Source organism: Angustibacter speluncae (assembly GCF_054777815.1).
The window spans coordinates 1-15,287 of sequence record NZ_BAAHAF010000195.1 but is presented as its reverse complement, the minus strand read 5'-3'; the positions used below and the strand labels follow the sequence as shown (position 1 = coordinate 15,287).

Sequence of the window (15,287 nt, the reverse complement as noted above, 5' to 3'; positions counted from 1 at the left end):
CGCGCTCGGCGGGCTGCCCGCGACCCCCACCCAGCGCCTGGCCGCCCTGGCGGTGGAGCTGCGCGCCGACGGGGACCGCGAGCGGCTGCGGCGGGTGGTGGTCGAGGGCGCCGCGGAGCTGTCGCGCTGCGCCAGCGCCGTGCTCGTGCGGCACCTGCCCGACGGCGGCTGGCTGGTGTCGGCCGCCACCGGTCCGCTCGCCGCGCCGGCCCTGGCCTGGACGCCGGAGCAGCTGGCCCGGGTCTGCGACCGGGTCGGGCCCGCCACCACCCTGCTGCTCGCCCCGGGCCCGGCTGACGGCGACGACCTGCGCTTCCTGCTCGACGCCGGCGTGCGCGCCGTGCACGCCCTCGCCCTGGTGACCAGCGGCCAGGTCGGCGGCGTGCTGCTGTGCCTCGGCGAGGAGCCGGTGCGGCCCGACCCGTCGGTCGCGGCGGCCCTCGAGCTGTTCGTCTCCGTCGCGGCGGGCAACCTGCTCACCGCCCGGCTCGCCGCCGAGCTGGCCGAGCGGCGCGACGAGGTGCTGTCCCGGCTCGGCACCCCCGAGCAGCTGCGCGACGACCTCACCGACGCCTGCATCGACGCCATCCGCAGCGGCGAGGTGAGCCGCACCCACCTGCTGCTCGCCTTCACCGGCCCGCTCGACGACCCGGGCGTCGTGGCGACGCTGGCCGAGGCGGTCAACGGCCAGCTGCGGCACGGCGACGCCCTCTACCGCACGGCGGGCGGCGACGGTGCGCGGGTGGCGGTGCTGCTCGCGACCGGGACCGCCGCGAGCGCGGCGGCGGTGGCCGACCGGCTCGTGCGGTCGGCCGCGGCCGTCGGGGTCGGCGTGCGGGCGGGGTGGTCGCTGGTCGACGGGCCACCCGCTGTCGTGGAGCAGGAGGCCGAGCGCTCGCTCGCGACCGCTCAGGACGCCGCGCCGAGCCCCCACTGAGCCGCGAGCGCCGCGGCGACTTCGCGGTAGGCGCGGGCGCCGGGCGAGCTGCGCGCCGTCCGCAGCACCGACCGGCCCACCGCGGGCGCCTCGGCGAACCTCACCGACCGCGGGATCGGCGGCTCGAGCACCGGCACCCCGTACCGCTCCCCCACGTCGGCCAGCACGGCCCGCGCGTGCGAGGTGCGGGCGTCGTACATGGTGGGGAGGATCCCGAGCACCCGCAGCCGCGGGTTGAGGATGCGGGTGACGTCGGCGACGGTGTCGAGCAGCTGCCCGACGCCGCGGTGGCTGAGCATCTCGCACTGCAGCGGCACCAGCACGTCGTCGGCGGCGGTGAGCGCGGCCAGGGTCAGCACCCCGAGCGAGGGCGAGCAGTCGAGCAGCACGACGTCGACCTCGTCGCGCACGGTCTCGAGCGCGGTGCGCAGCACGTACTCGCGACCCGGACGCCCGAGCAGCTGGGCCTCGGTGCCGGCCAGGTCGATGGTGGCGGGCAGCAGACGCACACCGGGTTCGACGTCGACGGCCACGTCGTGGGGGGCGAGGGTGCCGAGGAGCACCTCGTGCATGCCGGCCTCGACCTCGTCGGGGTCGATGCCCAGGCTGAACGTCAGGCAGGCCTGGGCGTCGAGGTCGACGAGCAGCACCCGGTGCCCCTGCTCGGCCAGCGCGGCACCGAGCGCCGCGACGGTGGTCGTCTTGGCGACCCCGCCCTTCTGGTTCGCGACCGCCAGCACCCTGCCCACGGCGCCCATCGTGCCAGCCCGACCCGATCCCCCGGACAGGTGCCGCGCAGTGGGATGATCGCGGCGTGGAGCTGATCGCCGAGCTCGGGTCGGGGCCCCGCGAGGTCAGTCGTGCCCGCAGGGCGCTCGCGCGCACCCTCGACGCGTGGGGGTGGGGCGGCGAGCACGTCGACGTCGCGATCCTGCTGACCAGCGAGCTCGTCACCAACGCGATCCGGCACGCCGGCGCGCCGATCCGGCTGTCGGCCGGGCTGGTGCAGGGCACCCTGCTGCGGGTCGAGGTGCACGACCGCACCGACGACGCCGTGGCCGCGCGTGACGCGGGCGTCGACGACGAGGACGGCCGCGGCCTGCACCTGGTGCAGGTGCTGGCCCGCTCGTGGGGCTGGCGCCCGCTCGACACCGGCGGCAAGCGGGTCTGGTTCGAGCTCGACCCGCCCGCCTAGGGCAGCAGCACCGGCAGCGCGCCGGCGGCCTCGATGCGGGCGAGCGCGTCCGGGTGGGTCGTGTTCTCCCCCAACCGGTTCCGCTTGCCCGTCCCGTGGTAGTCGCTCGACCCGGTGACGAGCAGGTCGTGCGCGGCGGCGAACGCGCGCAGTCGCGCCCGGGCGCGGTCGTCGTGGTCGCGGTGGTCGACCTCGAGACCGGCGAGACCGGCCTCGACGAGCTCCTCGATGGTCTCCTCGTCGAGGGTGCTGCCGCGCTGGTCGGCGAACGGGTGCGCCAGGACGGGGACGCCACCCGCCTCCCGCACGAGGCGCACGGCGTCCGCGGGGTCGGGCGCGTAGTGGGCCACGTGGTAGCGCGAGCTGCGGTGCAGCGCCTGCGCGAACGCGGCGTCGCGGTCGGGGAAGGCGCCGCTGGCCACCAGCGCGTCGGCCAGGTGCGGGCGCCCGATCGTCGCGCCCTCGCCGGCCTGCGCGAGCACGTCGTCCCAGCTGATCGCGTAGTCGCGGGCGAGGCGGTCGGCCATCCGCCGCGCGCGCGACTCGCGCGAGGAGCGCGCGCGCTCGGTCTCGGCGAGCAGACCCGGCGCCTTCGGGTCGTGCAGGTACGAGAGCAGGTGCACGCTGACACCCCAGCGGGCGCAGGAGATCTCGGCGCCGCGCACCAGGGCGATGCCGTGCCGCGAGGCGGCCGACGCCGCCTCGTCCCAGCCGCGGGTGGAGTCGTGGTCGGTCAGCGCGACGACGTCGAGCCCCACTGCTGCCGCCTCGGCGACCAGGTCGGCCGGCGCCTGGGTGCCGTCGGAGGCCACGGAGTGCGTGTGGAGGTCGATGCGCACCCGGTCAGGGTAGGGACGGCTCCACGGGCGCGGGCGAGGGGTCCGGTGCGGGCTCGGGCGGGAGGTCGGTGCCCGGCGACGGCGAGGGCGCCGGCTCGGGCGACGGCGACGGCGTCACGACGGGCGGGGTCGGCGTCGTCCCCGGCTGCGGCGTGGCGGGCACCGACGGCACCGACGGCAGCGGCAGGACGGGGCCCGCGGGCACCGTCGGCAGCGTCGGCACGACCGGCGGGGGTGCGATCGTGCCGGCCGCACCCGGCACCGGCACGGCGCGCTCGCGGTACGACGTGCCCCAGGCCAGCACCGTGTCGACGTACTCCTGCGAGTTGTTGTACCGGCGCAGGGCGCGCTGCACCTGGGCCTCGTCGGCCAGGTCGGTGCCGCCGCGGCACAGGTAGAGGCCGGCGCTCAGGGCGGCGTCGTCGACGTCGTGCGGGTCGGCCCGGCGGTCGCCGTCGGCGTCCGCACCGGTGGTGCGCCAGGTGCCGGGCAGGAACTGCATCGGCCCGACGGCGCGGTCGAACTGCGGGTCGAGGTCGAGGGCGCCGCCGTCGCTGTCGGGCACGACCCGCGTCCCGGCGAGCGATCCGTCCAGCCGCGGGCCGAGGATCTCGCCCCGGGTGCGGCCCGCGGCGTCGACCCGGCCGCTGCCCGCGTGGTGCGACTCGACCCGGCCGATGCCGGCCAGGATCCACCACGGCGCGTGGCACGAGGGCGCGCGCTGCGCGAGCACCGTCTCGGCCAGGTGGTAGGCCGCGAGGACCCGGTCGGGCACCCCCAGCGGGCCGGACGTCCCGGGCGGGCCGGTCAGGCCGGCCGGCAGCGCCGACGCGACGACGGCCGCGGGTGCCGCGAACCCCTCGACGGCCCCGGGGGTGCTCACGACCACGGGGTCGGCGTGGGGGGCGCGCACGTGCAGGACGACGTCGAGGGCGGTGGCCGACGGCGAGGTGAGGGCGGCGGAACCACGCGCGGCGGGGTCACCGCGATGGGTGCCGGGGGCGGCGGACGCACCTGCCGCGCCGAACGCGACCGCGCCGAGGAGCACGCCGGACAGGGCACGACGCCACCCGAGGACCCACCACTCCCGCACGTGCGACCCATCGGCGCGCCCCCGGTCGTCCCTGACCCCCTGCGCGCCCGACCGCCCGGACGCCCGGACGGGTCACGCTGGGCGTCCGCGCGTCACCCGGTTGCAGGCTCCCGCAGGCTCGCCTTGACTGGCAGGACCGGCGTCGAGGAGGAGGCCCCCGTGGAGTCCGAGATCAGCCTGACCGTCGACGGCGAGGCCCGCCGGGTGCGCGTCGACCACCGCACCACCCTCCTGGACGCGCTGCGCGAGCGGCTCGCGGTCACGAGCGTCAAGCGCGGCTGCGACCACGGGCAGTGCGGCTCGTGCACGGTGCTGCTCGACGGACGGCGGCACCTCACCTGCCTGACCCTGGCGGTCGCGCAGGACGGTGCCGAGGTCGTGACCGCTGCCGGCCTGGGCGAGGGCGACGCGCTGCACCCGGTGCAGGAGGCGTTCCTCGCCGAGGACGGCTACCAGTGCGGGTACTGCACCCCCGGGCAGGTGTGCTCGGCCGTCGGCGTGCTCGAGGAGGCCAAGCAGGGTGCACCGAGCCACGTGAGCGAGGACCTCACGGCCGACGTCGAGCTCACCGACGACGAGATCCGCGAACGGATGAGCGGCAACCTCTGCCGGTGCGGTGCCTACGCGAACATCGTGGCCGCGGTGCGCGAGGCGGCGCGCTCGTGAGGGCGCACACCTGGGAGCGGGCCGCCGACGCCGCCGAGGCGGTGCGCCTGGTCGCCGGCGACCCCGACGCGTCCTTCCTGGCGGGCGGCAGCAACCTGGTCGACCACCTCAAGCTCGGCGTCGCGCGTCCCGGCCGGCTGGTCGACGTGAGCCGGCTGCCCCTCGACGAGGTGGTCGGCACCGACGGCGGCCTGCGCATCGGCGCCACGGTGCGCAACAGCGACCTGGCCGCCCACGCCGTGGTGCGCGAGCGCTACGAGGTGCTCGCCCGGGCGCTGCTGTCGGGCGCCTCGGGGCAGATCCGGCACCAGGCGACGACGGCCGGCAACCTGCTGCAGCGCACGAGGTGCGTGTACTTCCAGGACGTCTCGACGCCCTGCAACAAGCGCGAACCGGGGTCCGGCTGCTCCGCCGTCGGCGGGTACGAGCGGTACAACGCGGTGCTGGGCGCCTCCGACCGCTGCGTCGCGGTGCACCCGTCCGACCTGGCGGTGGCGCTCGCCGTGCTCGACGCCGAGGTCGTCGTGCTCGGCCCCGACGGCGAGCGGCGCCTGCCGTACGCCGACCTGCACCGCCTGCCCGGCGACGAGCCCGAGCGCGACACCACGCTGGCGCACGGCGAGCTGGTCACGGCCGTCGAGGTGGCGTCGCTGCCGCGCGGTGCCCGCTCGACGTACACCAAGGTGCGCGACCGGGCGTCCTACGCGTTCGCGCTGGTCTCGGTCGCCGCGGTGCTCGACCTCGACGAGGACGGGCGGGCGCGGGAGGTCCGGATCGCCTGGGGCGGTGCGGCGCACGCACCCTGGCGCGCCAGGGTCGTCGAGGACGAGCTGCGCGGTCAGCGGGTGACCGGCCCGGCCGTCCGCGCCGCGGTGCGGTACGAGCTCGAGGCCGCGGAGGCGGGCGAGGGCAACCGGTACAAGCTCGCGATGCTCGAGGGTGCCACCGCGCGCACCCTCCTCGGGCTCGCACGGGAGGTGTCGGCATGACCAGCACGGCCGTCGGTCAGGGCGTCCCGCGGCTCGAGGGCCGCGCCAAGGTGACGGGTGCCGCGGCGTACGCCGCCGAGGTGCCGGTCGACGAGCCGCTCCACGTGGCGCTGGTGCAGTCGCGGGTCGCGAAGGGGCGGGTGCGGTCGGTCGACCGCTCGGGCGCACTGGCCCACCCCGGCGTCGTCGCCGTGCTCGACCACACCGACGCGCCGCGGCTGGAGGGGGCGGACGACCGCGAGTACGCGGTGCTGCAGGACGACCGGGTCGGGTTCCGCGGCCAGGTCGTGGCCGCCGTCGTCGGCGAGACCCCCGAGGCGGCGCGCGAGGGCGCCGCGCTCGTCGAGGTGCAGTACGACGAGCAGCCGCACCGGGCCGAGCTGCGCACCGACGACCCCGAGCTGTACAAGCCCGACAAGGTGAACCCGGCGTTCGACACCGACACCGCCGCAGGCGATCTCGACGCCGCGCTGGCCGATGCCGAGGTCGTCGTCGACGAGACGTACACGACGCCCTACGAGCACAACAACCCGATGGAGCCGCACGCCGTCACCGCCCGCTGGGACGACGAGCCGGAGGACGACGAGCCCACCCTGGTGCTGCACGCGTCGACGCAGAGCGTGCACGGCGTCGTGCGCACGATCGCCCCGCTGCTCGGCCTGCAGCCGGCGCAGGTGCTCGTCCAGTCGCCCTACGTCGGGGGCGGTTTCGGCAGCAAGGGCATGCCGCACGCCCACGACGTCGTCGCGGCGCTCGTGGCCCGGGCGCACCCGGGGCGCCCCGTCCGGCTCGCGCTGACCCGGCAGCAGATGTTCGCGCTCGCCGGGTACCGGACCGCGACGATCCAGCGCTTCCGGCTGGCCGCCGACCGCGACGGCACCCTGCGCGGCATCGACCACCAGGTCGTCGAGCAGACCTCCGCGATCAAGGAGTTCGCCGAGCAGACCGCGATCGCGACGCGGCACATGTACGCCGCGCCGGACCGGCGCACGTCGCACCGGCTCGTGCCGCTCGACGTCGCCGTCCCGTCGTGGATGCGGGCGCCCGGCGAGATGCCGGGCATGTTCGCGCACGAGGTCGCCATGGACGAGCTGGCCGTGGCGTGCGGGGTCGACCCCGTCGAGCTCCGCGTGCGCAACGAGCCGGACGTCGACCCGGAGAAGGGCCTGCCGTTCGGCCACCGGCACCTGGTCGAGTGCCTGCGCCGCGGCGCGGAGCTGTTCGGGTGGGACGCGCGCGACCCGCGCCCGGGGACGCGCCTGGAGGACGACCGGCTCGTCGGCTGGGGCGTGGCCGCCTCGACCTACCCGTACTACCAGCAGCCCGGCAACCGGGCGACGGTGCGCGCGCTCCCCCGCGGCCGCTACGCCGTCGAGATCGGCGCGTCCGACATCGGGACGGGCGCGCTCACCGTCCTGACGCAGATCTCGGCCGACGCCCTCGGGGTGGGGGTCGACGACGTCGACGTGGCCATCGCCGACAGCCGGCTGCCGCGCGCGAGCGTCGCCGGCGGCTCGTCGGGCACGGCGTCGTGGGGCTCGGCGGTCGTGGCGACGGCGCGGGCGTTCCGCGAGGAGCACGGCGACGACCCCGCACCCGGCAGCGAGACCAGCGCGGCACCCGACCCGAACGACAACACGAAGCGGTACTCGCTGCACTCGTTCGGCGCCCAGTTCGTCGAGCTGCGGGTCGACGTCTGGACCGGCGAGCCGCGGGTGACGCGGGCGCTCGGCGTGTTCTCGGCCGGCCGAATCGTCAACCCGGTCACGGCGCGCTCGCAGCTGCTCGGCGGCATGACGATGGGCCTGTCGACCGGGCTTCTCGAGGAGTCGGTGCGCGACAGCCGGTTCGGCCACGTCGTCACCCAGGACCTCGCGAGCTACCACGTGGCGGCGCACGCCGACGTGCCGGACGTCGAGGTGCACTGGCTCGACGAGGAGGACCCGCTGGCCAACCCGATGGGGGCGCGCGGCATCGGCGAGATCGGGATCGTCGGCACCGCCGCCGCCGTCGCGAACGCCGCCTGGCACGCCACCGGCGTGCGGGTGCGCGACCTGCCCGTCACCGCCGACCGGTTCCTCGACCTGGCCGACGACCTGCCGGCGCTGCGCGACCACCCGTCGAGGGGCTGACCGGGCGGGTGACCCGCAGCTAGCCTCGGCGGGTGCAGCACCGGATCTTCACCACCGCCGTCGCCGACGTGTACCCGCACTACGTGACCAAGGCCGAGCGCAAGGGCCGCACCGCCGACGAGGTCGCCGAGGTGGTGCGCTGGCTGACCGGGTTCGACGAGGCCCAGCTGCGCGCGCACCTCGACGCCCGCACGACGTTCGAGGACTTCTTCGCCGCGGCCGAGCTCAACCCGCTGGCGTCGTCGATCACCGGCTCGGTCTGCGGGGTGAAGGTGCAGGAGGTCGAGGACCCCCTGATGCGCCGCATCCGCTACCTCGACAAGCTCGTCGACGAGCTCGCGAAGGGCCGGCCGATGACGAAGGTGCTGCGCTCGGCCTAGGTGCTGGGCTCGGGCCGGCCGGGGAGCTCGCCGCCGCGGGCGTCGAGGTAGACCTGCTTCGGCACCATCACCGCGCGCTGGAACACGCACACCAGGGTGCCGTCCTGGTTGTACCCGCGGGTCTCGACGGTGACGACGCCGCGGTCGTCCTTGGACGTCGACTCGCGCTTGTCGAGCACGGTGGTCTCGCCGTAGATCGTGTCGCCGTGGAAGGTGGGCGCCACGTGCTTGAGGCTCGTGACCTCGAGGTTGGCGATCGCCTTGCCCGACACGTCCGGGACGCTCATGCCGAGCAGGAGCGAGTACACGTAGTTGCCGACCACGACGTTCTTCCCCTGCACCGTCGTGCCCGCGTAGTTCGCGTCCAGGTGCAGCGGGTGGTGGTTCATCGTCAGCAGGCAGAACAGGTGGTCGTCGTACTCGGTGACGGTCTTGCCGGGCCAGTGCTTGTAGACAGCGCCGACCTCGAACTCCTCGAAGGTGCGTCCGAACTGCATGGCGGTCATCCTGCCCGCCGCCACCACCGGTCGGAATGCGGTCGCGACGTGGGCTCGGTCACGGTGCGTGACCCGTGCGAGGATGCCCGGCATGTCCGAGCAGAGCGACCAGCCGCTGGAGGAGCGCGTCGAGAACCGCAGCCAGCGGCCGACGTCCGAGGCGTTCAAGGCCTTCATCGCCGACAACTGGGGTCCCCGGCCCGACGCGCTGCCCGAGCGCGCCGAGGTGGCGCCCTACGCGGCGGCCCGGCGCGAGGCGGTGAGCGCGCTGTTCCCGGGCGAGCGGCTGGTGCTGCCCGCCGGGGGGCTGAAGGTGCGCTCGAACGACAGCGACTACCGGTTCCGCCCGCACTCGGCGTTCGCGCACCTCACCGGCCTCGGCACCGACCGGGAGCCGGACGCCGTGCTCGTGCTGCACCCGCGCACCGGCGAGGACGGCTCCCCGGACGGCCACGACGCCGTCCTGTACTTCCGCCCGCGCGCCGAGCGCGACACCGAGGAGTTCTACGGGGACGCCCGCTACGGCGAGCTCTGGGTCGGCGTGCGCCCCTCGCTCGAGGAGGTCGAGGCCGAGCTCGGCCTCGCCACCGCGCACGTCGACGAGCTGGGCGACGCGCTGCGCAAGGACGTCGGCCAGGACGGCGTGCGGGTGCGGGTCGTCCCGCTGTCCGACCCGGCCGTCGAGGCCGAGGTGGCCGAGGCGCGCGCCGCGTCCGGACTGTCGGACGAGGAGTACGCCGAGCTCGACGGCGCGCTCGCCGAGGCCCTCTCGGAGCTGCGCCTGGTCAAGGACGAGTGGGAGGTCGCGCAGCTGCGCGCCGCCGTGGCGGCGAGCGCGGCCGGGTTCGAGGACATCGTGCGGGCCCTCCCCGAGGCCGTCGCCCACCACCGCGGCGAGCGGGTCGTCGAGACCGTCTTCAACCTGAGCGCGCGGCGCGAGGGCAACGGCCCGGGGTACGACACGATCGCGGCCTCGGGCGACCACGCGAACACGCTGCACTGGATCCGCAACGACGGCGAGGTGCACGAGGGCGACCTGATCCTGGTCGACGCCGGCGTCGAGGTCGACTCGCTCTACACCGCCGACGTCACCCGCACGCTGCCCGTCGACGGCACCTTCACCGACGCCCAGCGCCAGGTCTACGACGCCGTGCGCGAGGCGGCCGACGCCGCGTTCGCCGTCGCGAGGCCGGGCACGCGGTTCCGCGACCTGCACGCCGCGGCGATGCAGGTGATCGCCGAGCGCCTGGACGAGTGGGGCCTGCTGCCGGTGGGCGCGCAGGAGTCGCTGGACGCCGAGACCGGCGGCTACCACCGGCGCTGGATGGTGCACGGCACCTCGCACCACCTCGGCATCGACGTGCACGACTGCGCGCAGGCGCGGCGCGAGATGTACCTGGACGCCGAGCTGCGTCCGGGCATGGTCTTCACGATCGAGCCGGGCCTGTACTTCCGCGCCGACGACCTCGCGGTGCCCGAGCACCTGCGCGGCATCGGGGTGCGGATCGAGGACGACGTGCTCGTCACGCAGGACGGCTGCGAGAACCTGTCTGGCATGCTGCCCCGGTCGTCGGGGGACGTCGAGGCCTGGATGGCCCGGCTGCGGGGCTGACCGGCCCCGGAGTCCCGCCGGAGCGAGGGAGCACGACAGATGAGCCGGGAGCTGCCCGAGCGCGAGCGGCTGCGCCGCCGCAACACCGCGGTGGTGATGGTGTTCGCCGCCGTCGTCTGCGTCGTGGGCCTCGTGCTCGCCTTCCAGACCCTCGGCCGGGTGACCGACCAGGCCGCCGACCAGCTGATCCCGAACACCACCCAGCCGTCGGTGCCCGCGCCCACCGACACCGCCGCGCCCCCGGCCGAGGGCACCGGCGAGCAGCCGCCCGAACCCGCCCCGCCGCCGCCCCCGCAGACCCTGTTCGCCTCGCCGAGCGGCAACATCTGGTGCGCGATCAGCGAGGCGGGCGCCCGCTGCGACATCGCCGAGAAGACGTGGGACGCCGGCGCCCAGCCGCCCACCTGCACGGCGCCCGTGTGGGGCCCCGGGGTGCTGGTCGACGGCAACGGCCCGCAGATCGTGTGCGCCGACGCCTCGATCGTCGGCGCCGGCGGCGGCACCCTCGCGTACGGCCGGTCGGTCACGGTCGGCGACTACGCGTGCGCCTCGAGCGAGGCCGGCATGCGGTGCGTGCAGAACAGCACCGGCCGCGGCTTCTCCCTCTCGCGCCGGGCCTACACCTTCTTCTGACCGGCCCGCCCGCCGGAAACTGCTCCTGACCTGCGGCTACACCTCCCACCCCGACCAGCCGATGGGACGGGATGCGCGTCGTGCGTCCCGATCTGCGCGCCGGCACGAGGCTGTTCGTCACCTACGCGGTGGCCAGCCTCGTCCCGGTGCTGGCTCTGGGCGCCGTCCTGACCCACGGCCACCGCCAGGACGGCGTCCTGCGCGGTCTGTCGTCCGCGAGCTCGCAGGCCGCCGTCATCGAGGAGATGGCGATCGCCCCGGCGCTGTCCGGCGACGACCTGCGCGACGGGCTGTCCGGCGTCGAGGAGCAGCGGCTGCAGGACGCCACCGACCTGGCCATCTTCCGCGGCTCGGTGCTGCGGCTGCGGCTGCGCGACTTCGACGGCGCCGTCGTCTTCTCCGACGACGGCCGGGTCAGCGGCGCGCTGCCCGCGACCCACCCCGACTTCCAGGCGGCTGCCCTCGGCGACGCGCGCGCGGCGGTCGACGTCGGCGCCGACCCCGCGACCATCCGCGTCCTCCGGCCGCTGATCGCGAGCTCGTCCGGTCGCGCGGTCGGGGTGCTGGAGCTGACGCTGCCGTACGACGCGATCCAGGCCGAGGTCGACGCGGCGTCCACGCGCACCTTCCAGCGCCTCGGCATGGGCCTCGGCGCGCTCTACGTGGTGCTCGGGCTCATCTCGTGGTCGACGACCCGGCGGCTCAGCCGCGACGCCGACCGGGCCGCCCACGACGCCGTCCACGACCCCCTCACCGGTCTGGGCAACCGCGAGCTGTTCCGGCGCAAGGTCGAGAGCGCCACCCGGGCCGACGGCCCGGTCGCGGTCGTGCTGGTCGACCTCGACCGGTTCAAGCAGGTCAACGACACCCTCGGCCACCACGCCGGCGACGAGCTGCTGCGCTGCGTCGGCCGCCGCCTGGTCGAGACGCTGCGCACCGACGACACCGTCGCCCGCCTCGGCGGCGACGAGTTCGGCCTGGTGCTGCCCGGCATCGGCACCGCCGCCGACGCGCGCGCGCTGCTCGACCGGGTCGTGCAGGAGGTGACCCGCAGCATCGACCTCGACGGCGTCCAGGTCTCGGTCGAGGCCAGCTTCGGGGTCGCGCTGCACCCGCGCGACGGCAGGGACGGCGACGCGCTGCTGCGCGCCGCCGACGCCGCCATGTACCAGGGCAAGCGCGGGACGAGCAGCGTGGTCGTCTACGACCCCGAGCTGGCCACGTCCCCCACCGGGGCCCTCGGCCTGCAGACCGAGCTGCGGCGCGCCCTGGAGCACGACGAGCTCGTGCTGCACTACCAGCCGGTCGTCGATCTGGCGTCCGGCGAGACCACGCGGGTCGAGGCGCTGGTGCGCTGGCAGCACCCCGAGCGCGGCCTGGTGCCCCCGAACGACTTCCTGCCCACGGTCGAGCAGTCGGGCCTGATCGAACCGTTCACCCGGTGGGTGCTGGCGCGGGCGCTGCGCGACTGCGCCACCTGGACGCGCGCCGGCGCGACCTGGGACCTGTCGGTGAACGTGTCGGCGCGCAACCTGCACGACGGCCTGGCCGCCACCGTGCTCGACCTGCTCGGCGACAGCGGCGTCGACCGCGGCCGGCTGCTGCTCGAGGTGACCGAGACGGCCCTCGCCGTCGACGCGTCGGTGGCCGCCCGGGTGCTCGAGCAGCTCGACGCGGCCGGCGTGCGCACCGCCCTGGACGACTTCGGCGTGGGCTACGCCAGCCTGTCGCACCTGCGCTCGCTGGCCCTGCACGAGGTGAAGATCGACCGCGCCTTCGTCGCCGAGGTCGAGACCAGCACCGCCGACCGCGAGGTGGTCAGCTCGCTGGTGACGATGGCGCACGGGCTCGGGCTGACCGTGACCGCCGAGGGGGTCGAGACCGAGCACGCGGCCCGGTGGCTGCGCGAGCTCGGCTGCGACTGCGCCCAGGGCTACTGGTACTCGCGGCCGACCCCCTGGACCGACCTGCTCACCGCGTCCGCCGTCCCCACGCCGCAGGAGGCGCTGTCATGACCGCTGCCCGTCCGCGCACCCCGCTCGCGCTGCTCGCGGCCCTGTCGGTGGCGGCGTGCGCGCTGTCGGCCTGCGGGTCCGAGGCGGCCGACGCCGTCGCCGCGACGACCGCGGCCGCCGACCCCGCGCTGCGCGCGCTGCTGCCGGACGACGTCGTCGACGCGGGCGTGCTGACGGTGGCGACCGACGCCTCGTACGCGCCGGCCTCGTTCTTCGCCCCGGACGGCCGCACCGTCACCGGCTTCGAGCCGGCGCTGGCCGCCGCGATAGGCGAGCTGCTGGGCGTCCGGGTCGAGGTGGTCGTCACCGACTTCGACACGATCCTCGACGAGGTCGCCGGGCACGAGCACGACGTCGCGATCGCCGCGATCACCGACACGGCCGAGCGCCAGGAGGTGGTCGACTTCGTCAACTACTTCAGCGCGGGCAGCTCGATCGTCGTCCAGCGCGGCAACCCGCAGGGCCTGTCGGACCTGGACGACCTGTGCGGCCAGGTGGTCGCGGTCGAGGAGGGGACGGTGCAGGTCGACCTGCTCGAGCGCACCCAGACCTCCTGCGGCGCAGCAGGTCCGATCGACCTGCAGCTGTACGACACGAACGACGACGCGCTCGTCGAGCTGCGCACCGGCCGGGCCGCGGCGGTGCTGAACGACTACCCGCCGGCCGCCTACCTGTCGACCGCGCCGCGGACGCAGGCCGACTACCAGCTCGCGTCCGACGTCCAGTACGAACCGGGTCTGTACGGCATCGCGGTCGCCAAGGACCGCGAGACCCTGCGCGACGCGCTGCGCGCGACGCTGGAGGCGATGGTCGAGTCCGGCGCCTACGAGCGGGTGCTGGAGGAGTGGGACGTCGCCGACGGCGCGGTGCGCACCGTCTCGGTGAACGCCGGGGCGCGCTCGGACCGCTGAGCCTCAGTAGAGGAAGACCGCGAGCCAGTCGCGGTTGTGCGCGTGCACGAGCACGAGGTAGAGCACCAAGTCGAACAGCAGGTGCACGCACACCACGTAGGTGAGCGACTTGGTGATGCGGAACGTCCACCCCTGCACCAGCGCGAACGGGTAGATGAGGAACGGCCCCCACGCGTGGAACCCGAGCTCCCACAGGAACGAGGTGAACAGCACCGCCTGCAGCAGGTTCGCCAGCCAGTCGGGGTAGTGCCGGCGCAGCAGCGCGAAGCAGGTGCAGATGAAGAACAGCTCGTCCCAGATGCCGAGGGCGTTGGTGCCGACGAACAGCCGGGTGAGCGTGCTCGGGTCGGACGCCGCGGGCCAGTTCTCGTAGACGCCGGTGCGGATCATGTAGACCGGCAGGATCAGCCAGCCCAGCACGACGACGGCGACGAGGTACCAGCGCTCGGCGGTCGTCCAACGCTGGCCGGTGGTGATCGGGAACCGGATCGCGTGGTCGCTGTAGCCGTACCGCGACACCAGGTACGGCACCGCCACGGCGACGGTGAGGGCCAGCCCCATCACGGCCATGTGCGCGTAGGAGATGTCGGTGTTGATCTCGACCAGGCTGATCGTGACGAGCCCGAACGCGATCAGCCCGAGGTCGCGCGCGAGGCGGCGGTCGACCACGACCGCGGTCGCCACCGCCGCGAGCAGCACCAGGTAGCCCCACGGCCGCCAGTGCAGGCCGAACAGCGCCAGGCCGGACGCGGCGGTGAGCACCCCCGGCACCAGCCGCCACGACAGGGCCGCGGGCGGCGCGGTGACGTCGGGGGCCGCGTCGGTTCCGGTCGCCACCTGCCGAACCGTACCGGGTGGGCCGTCCGGTGCGACGATGTCGCGGTGATCACCGAGGTCGAGGGCGTGCTCGTCGGGCACGCGCAGCGCAGCGGCGAGGGCTGGGCGACGGGCGTCACCGTCGTCGTCCCGCCGCCCGGCACCGTCGGCGGCGTCGACGTCCGCGGCGGCGGCCCGGGCACGCACGAGACCGACGCCCTCGCCCCCGGCACCCTCGTCGACACCGTCGACGCCGTGGTGCTCACGGGCGGGTCGGCGTTCGGGCTGGTGGCCGCGCACGGCGTGCAGCGCTGGTGCGAGGAGCAGGGACGCGGGTTCCCCGTCGCCGTCGGCGACGACGACCGGCCGCTGGTGGTGCCGGTGGTGCCTGCCGCGTGCGTGTTCGACCTCGGCCGCGGCGGCCAGTGGGACGCGCGCCCGGACGCCGACATGGGCTACGAGGCAGCGGTGCTCGCGACGTCCGGGCCCGTCGCGCGCGGGACGGTGGGCGCCGGCACCGGGGCGCGGTCGTAGCGGTGCTCGGCGTCGTAGTCGTCCTCGACCACGAGCCG

The 15,287-nt window shown here is 75.4% G+C and carries 14 protein-coding genes and 2 pseudogenes; 11 read left to right on the top strand and 5 right to left on the bottom strand.

The window, feature by feature from the left end:
* Nucleotides 1-937, top strand: a pseudogene (locus tag ACYVKY_RS21130) (hypothetical protein); the annotation flags it as partial.
* Here the strand turns inward: ACYVKY_RS21130 and ACYVKY_RS21125 are convergent.
* Nucleotides 910-1,695, bottom strand: a complete 786-nt coding sequence (locus ACYVKY_RS21125; RefSeq protein WP_460436956.1) for a ParA family protein — start codon at nt 1,693-1,695, stop codon at nt 910-912. The pseudogene ACYVKY_RS21130 and the gene ACYVKY_RS21125 sit on opposite strands and share 28 nt — an antisense overlap.
* A gap of 56 nt (nt 1,696-1,751) precedes the next feature.
* Here ACYVKY_RS21125 and ACYVKY_RS21120 point away from each other — a divergent pair, with 56 nt between their 5' ends.
* Entirely contained in the window at nt 1,752-2,132 is a 381-nt protein-coding gene (locus ACYVKY_RS21120; RefSeq protein ID WP_460436955.1) for an ATP-binding protein, read from the top strand.
* On the opposite strand, the gene ACYVKY_RS21115 is transcribed toward ACYVKY_RS21120, so the two are convergent.
* Together ACYVKY_RS21115 and ACYVKY_RS21110 are read right to left on the bottom strand one after the other, a co-directional pair.
* Nucleotides 2,129-2,971 (bottom strand): PHP domain-containing protein, encoded by an 843-nt coding sequence (locus tag ACYVKY_RS21115; protein ID WP_460436954.1) that lies wholly within the window; start codon nt 2,969-2,971, stop codon nt 2,129-2,131. The genes ACYVKY_RS21120 and ACYVKY_RS21115 overlap by 4 nt on opposite strands.
* 4 nt (nt 2,972-2,975) lie before the next feature.
* Entirely contained in the window at nt 2,976-4,064 is a 1,089-nt protein-coding gene (locus ACYVKY_RS21110) for a lytic transglycosylase domain-containing protein (protein WP_460436953.1), read from the bottom strand.
* A 159-nt stretch (nt 4,065-4,223) separates the two neighbouring features.
* On the opposite strand from ACYVKY_RS21110, the gene ACYVKY_RS21105 reads away from it, so the two are divergent.
* The 4 genes from ACYVKY_RS21105 to ACYVKY_RS21090 are packed head-to-tail and all read left to right on the top strand — an operon-like array spanning nt 4,224 to nt 8,231.
* Nucleotides 4,224-4,730, top strand: a complete 507-nt coding sequence (locus tag ACYVKY_RS21105) for a CoxS/CutS family dehydrogenase iron-sulfur subunit (protein WP_460436952.1) — start codon at nt 4,224-4,226, stop codon at nt 4,728-4,730.
* Entirely contained in the window at nt 4,727-5,719 is a 993-nt protein-coding gene (locus tag ACYVKY_RS21100) for an FAD binding domain-containing protein (protein ID WP_460436951.1), read from the top strand. The genes ACYVKY_RS21105 and ACYVKY_RS21100 overlap by 4 nt, the downstream gene beginning before the upstream one ends.
* Complete coding sequence (locus ACYVKY_RS21095; protein ID WP_460436950.1) at nt 5,716-7,851, top strand: xanthine dehydrogenase family protein molybdopterin-binding subunit; 2,136 nt, start codon at nt 5,716-5,718, stop codon at nt 7,849-7,851. Before ACYVKY_RS21100 ends, ACYVKY_RS21095 begins: the two co-directional genes overlap by 4 nt.
* Nucleotides 7,852-7,883: 32 nt before the next feature.
* A complete protein-coding gene (locus ACYVKY_RS21090; protein WP_460436949.1) occupies nt 7,884-8,231 on the top strand; it encodes a DUF2200 domain-containing protein in 348 nt (115 codons plus the stop codon).
* On the opposite strand, the gene ACYVKY_RS21085 is transcribed toward ACYVKY_RS21090, so the two are convergent.
* Complete coding sequence (locus ACYVKY_RS21085; RefSeq protein WP_460436948.1) at nt 8,228-8,728, bottom strand: MaoC family dehydratase; 501 nt, start codon at nt 8,726-8,728, stop codon at nt 8,228-8,230. The genes ACYVKY_RS21090 and ACYVKY_RS21085 overlap by 4 nt on opposite strands.
* A 91-nt stretch (nt 8,729-8,819) precedes the next feature.
* On the opposite strand from ACYVKY_RS21085, the gene ACYVKY_RS21080 reads away from it, so the two are divergent.
* The 4 genes from ACYVKY_RS21080 (at nt 8,820) to ACYVKY_RS21065 (ending at nt 13,899) form a co-directional block, all read left to right on the top strand.
* Nucleotides 8,820-10,340 carry an aminopeptidase P family protein gene (locus ACYVKY_RS21080; RefSeq protein WP_460436947.1) on the top strand — a complete coding sequence of 507 codons (1,521 nt, stop codon included), beginning with the start codon at nt 8,820-8,822 and terminating at the stop codon, nt 10,338-10,340.
* Between the two features lie 39 nt (nt 10,341-10,379).
* Entirely contained in the window at nt 10,380-10,973 is a 594-nt protein-coding gene (locus ACYVKY_RS21075; protein ID WP_460436946.1) for a hypothetical protein, read from the top strand.
* Nucleotides 10,974-11,044: 71 nt separating this feature from the next.
* The gene (locus ACYVKY_RS21070; RefSeq protein WP_460436945.1) at nt 11,045-12,988 is read left to right on the top strand and encodes a putative bifunctional diguanylate cyclase/phosphodiesterase; all 1,944 of its coding nucleotides are present in this window, start codon (nt 11,045-11,047) and stop codon (nt 12,986-12,988) included.
* Nucleotides 12,985-13,899: an ABC transporter substrate-binding protein gene (locus ACYVKY_RS21065; protein WP_460436944.1), complete on the top strand. Its 915-nt coding sequence runs from the start codon at nt 12,985-12,987 to the stop codon at nt 13,897-13,899. Before ACYVKY_RS21070 ends, ACYVKY_RS21065 begins: the two co-directional genes overlap by 4 nt.
* 3 nt (nt 13,900-13,902) lie before the next feature.
* Here the strand turns inward: ACYVKY_RS21065 and ACYVKY_RS21060 are convergent, their stop codons facing one another.
* Nucleotides 13,903-14,736 (bottom strand): CPBP family intramembrane glutamic endopeptidase, encoded by an 834-nt coding sequence (locus ACYVKY_RS21060; protein ID WP_460436943.1) that lies wholly within the window; start codon nt 14,734-14,736, stop codon nt 13,903-13,905.
* Nucleotides 14,737-14,781: 45 nt separating this feature from the next.
* Between ACYVKY_RS21060 and ACYVKY_RS21055 the strand changes: the two are divergent.
* Nucleotides 14,782-15,240 (top strand): annotated as a pseudogene (locus tag ACYVKY_RS21055) (P1 family peptidase); the annotation flags it as partial.
* Nucleotides 15,241-15,287 lie beyond the last annotated feature (47 nt).

Coding starts and splice junctions, on each gene's coding strand:
- ACYVKY_RS21080 (WP_460436947.1), top strand. CDS start 8,820: ATGTCCGAGCAGAGCGACCAGCCGCTGGAGGAGCGCGTCGAGAACCGC.
- ACYVKY_RS21065 (WP_460436944.1), top strand. CDS start 12,985: ATGACCGCTGCCCGTCCGCGCACCCCGCTCGCGCTGCTCGCGGCCCTG.
- ACYVKY_RS21070 (WP_460436945.1), top strand. CDS start 11,045: ATGCGCGTCGTGCGTCCCGATCTGCGCGCCGGCACGAGGCTGTTCGTC.
- ACYVKY_RS21125 (WP_460436956.1), bottom strand. CDS start 1,695: ATGGGCGCCGTGGGCAGGGTGCTGGCGGTCGCGAACCAGAAGGGCGGG.
- ACYVKY_RS21075 (WP_460436946.1), top strand. CDS start 10,380: ATGAGCCGGGAGCTGCCCGAGCGCGAGCGGCTGCGCCGCCGCAACACC.
- ACYVKY_RS21085 (WP_460436948.1), bottom strand. CDS start 8,728: ATGCAGTTCGGACGCACCTTCGAGGAGTTCGAGGTCGGCGCTGTCTAC.
- ACYVKY_RS21095 (WP_460436950.1), top strand. CDS start 5,716: ATGACCAGCACGGCCGTCGGTCAGGGCGTCCCGCGGCTCGAGGGCCGC.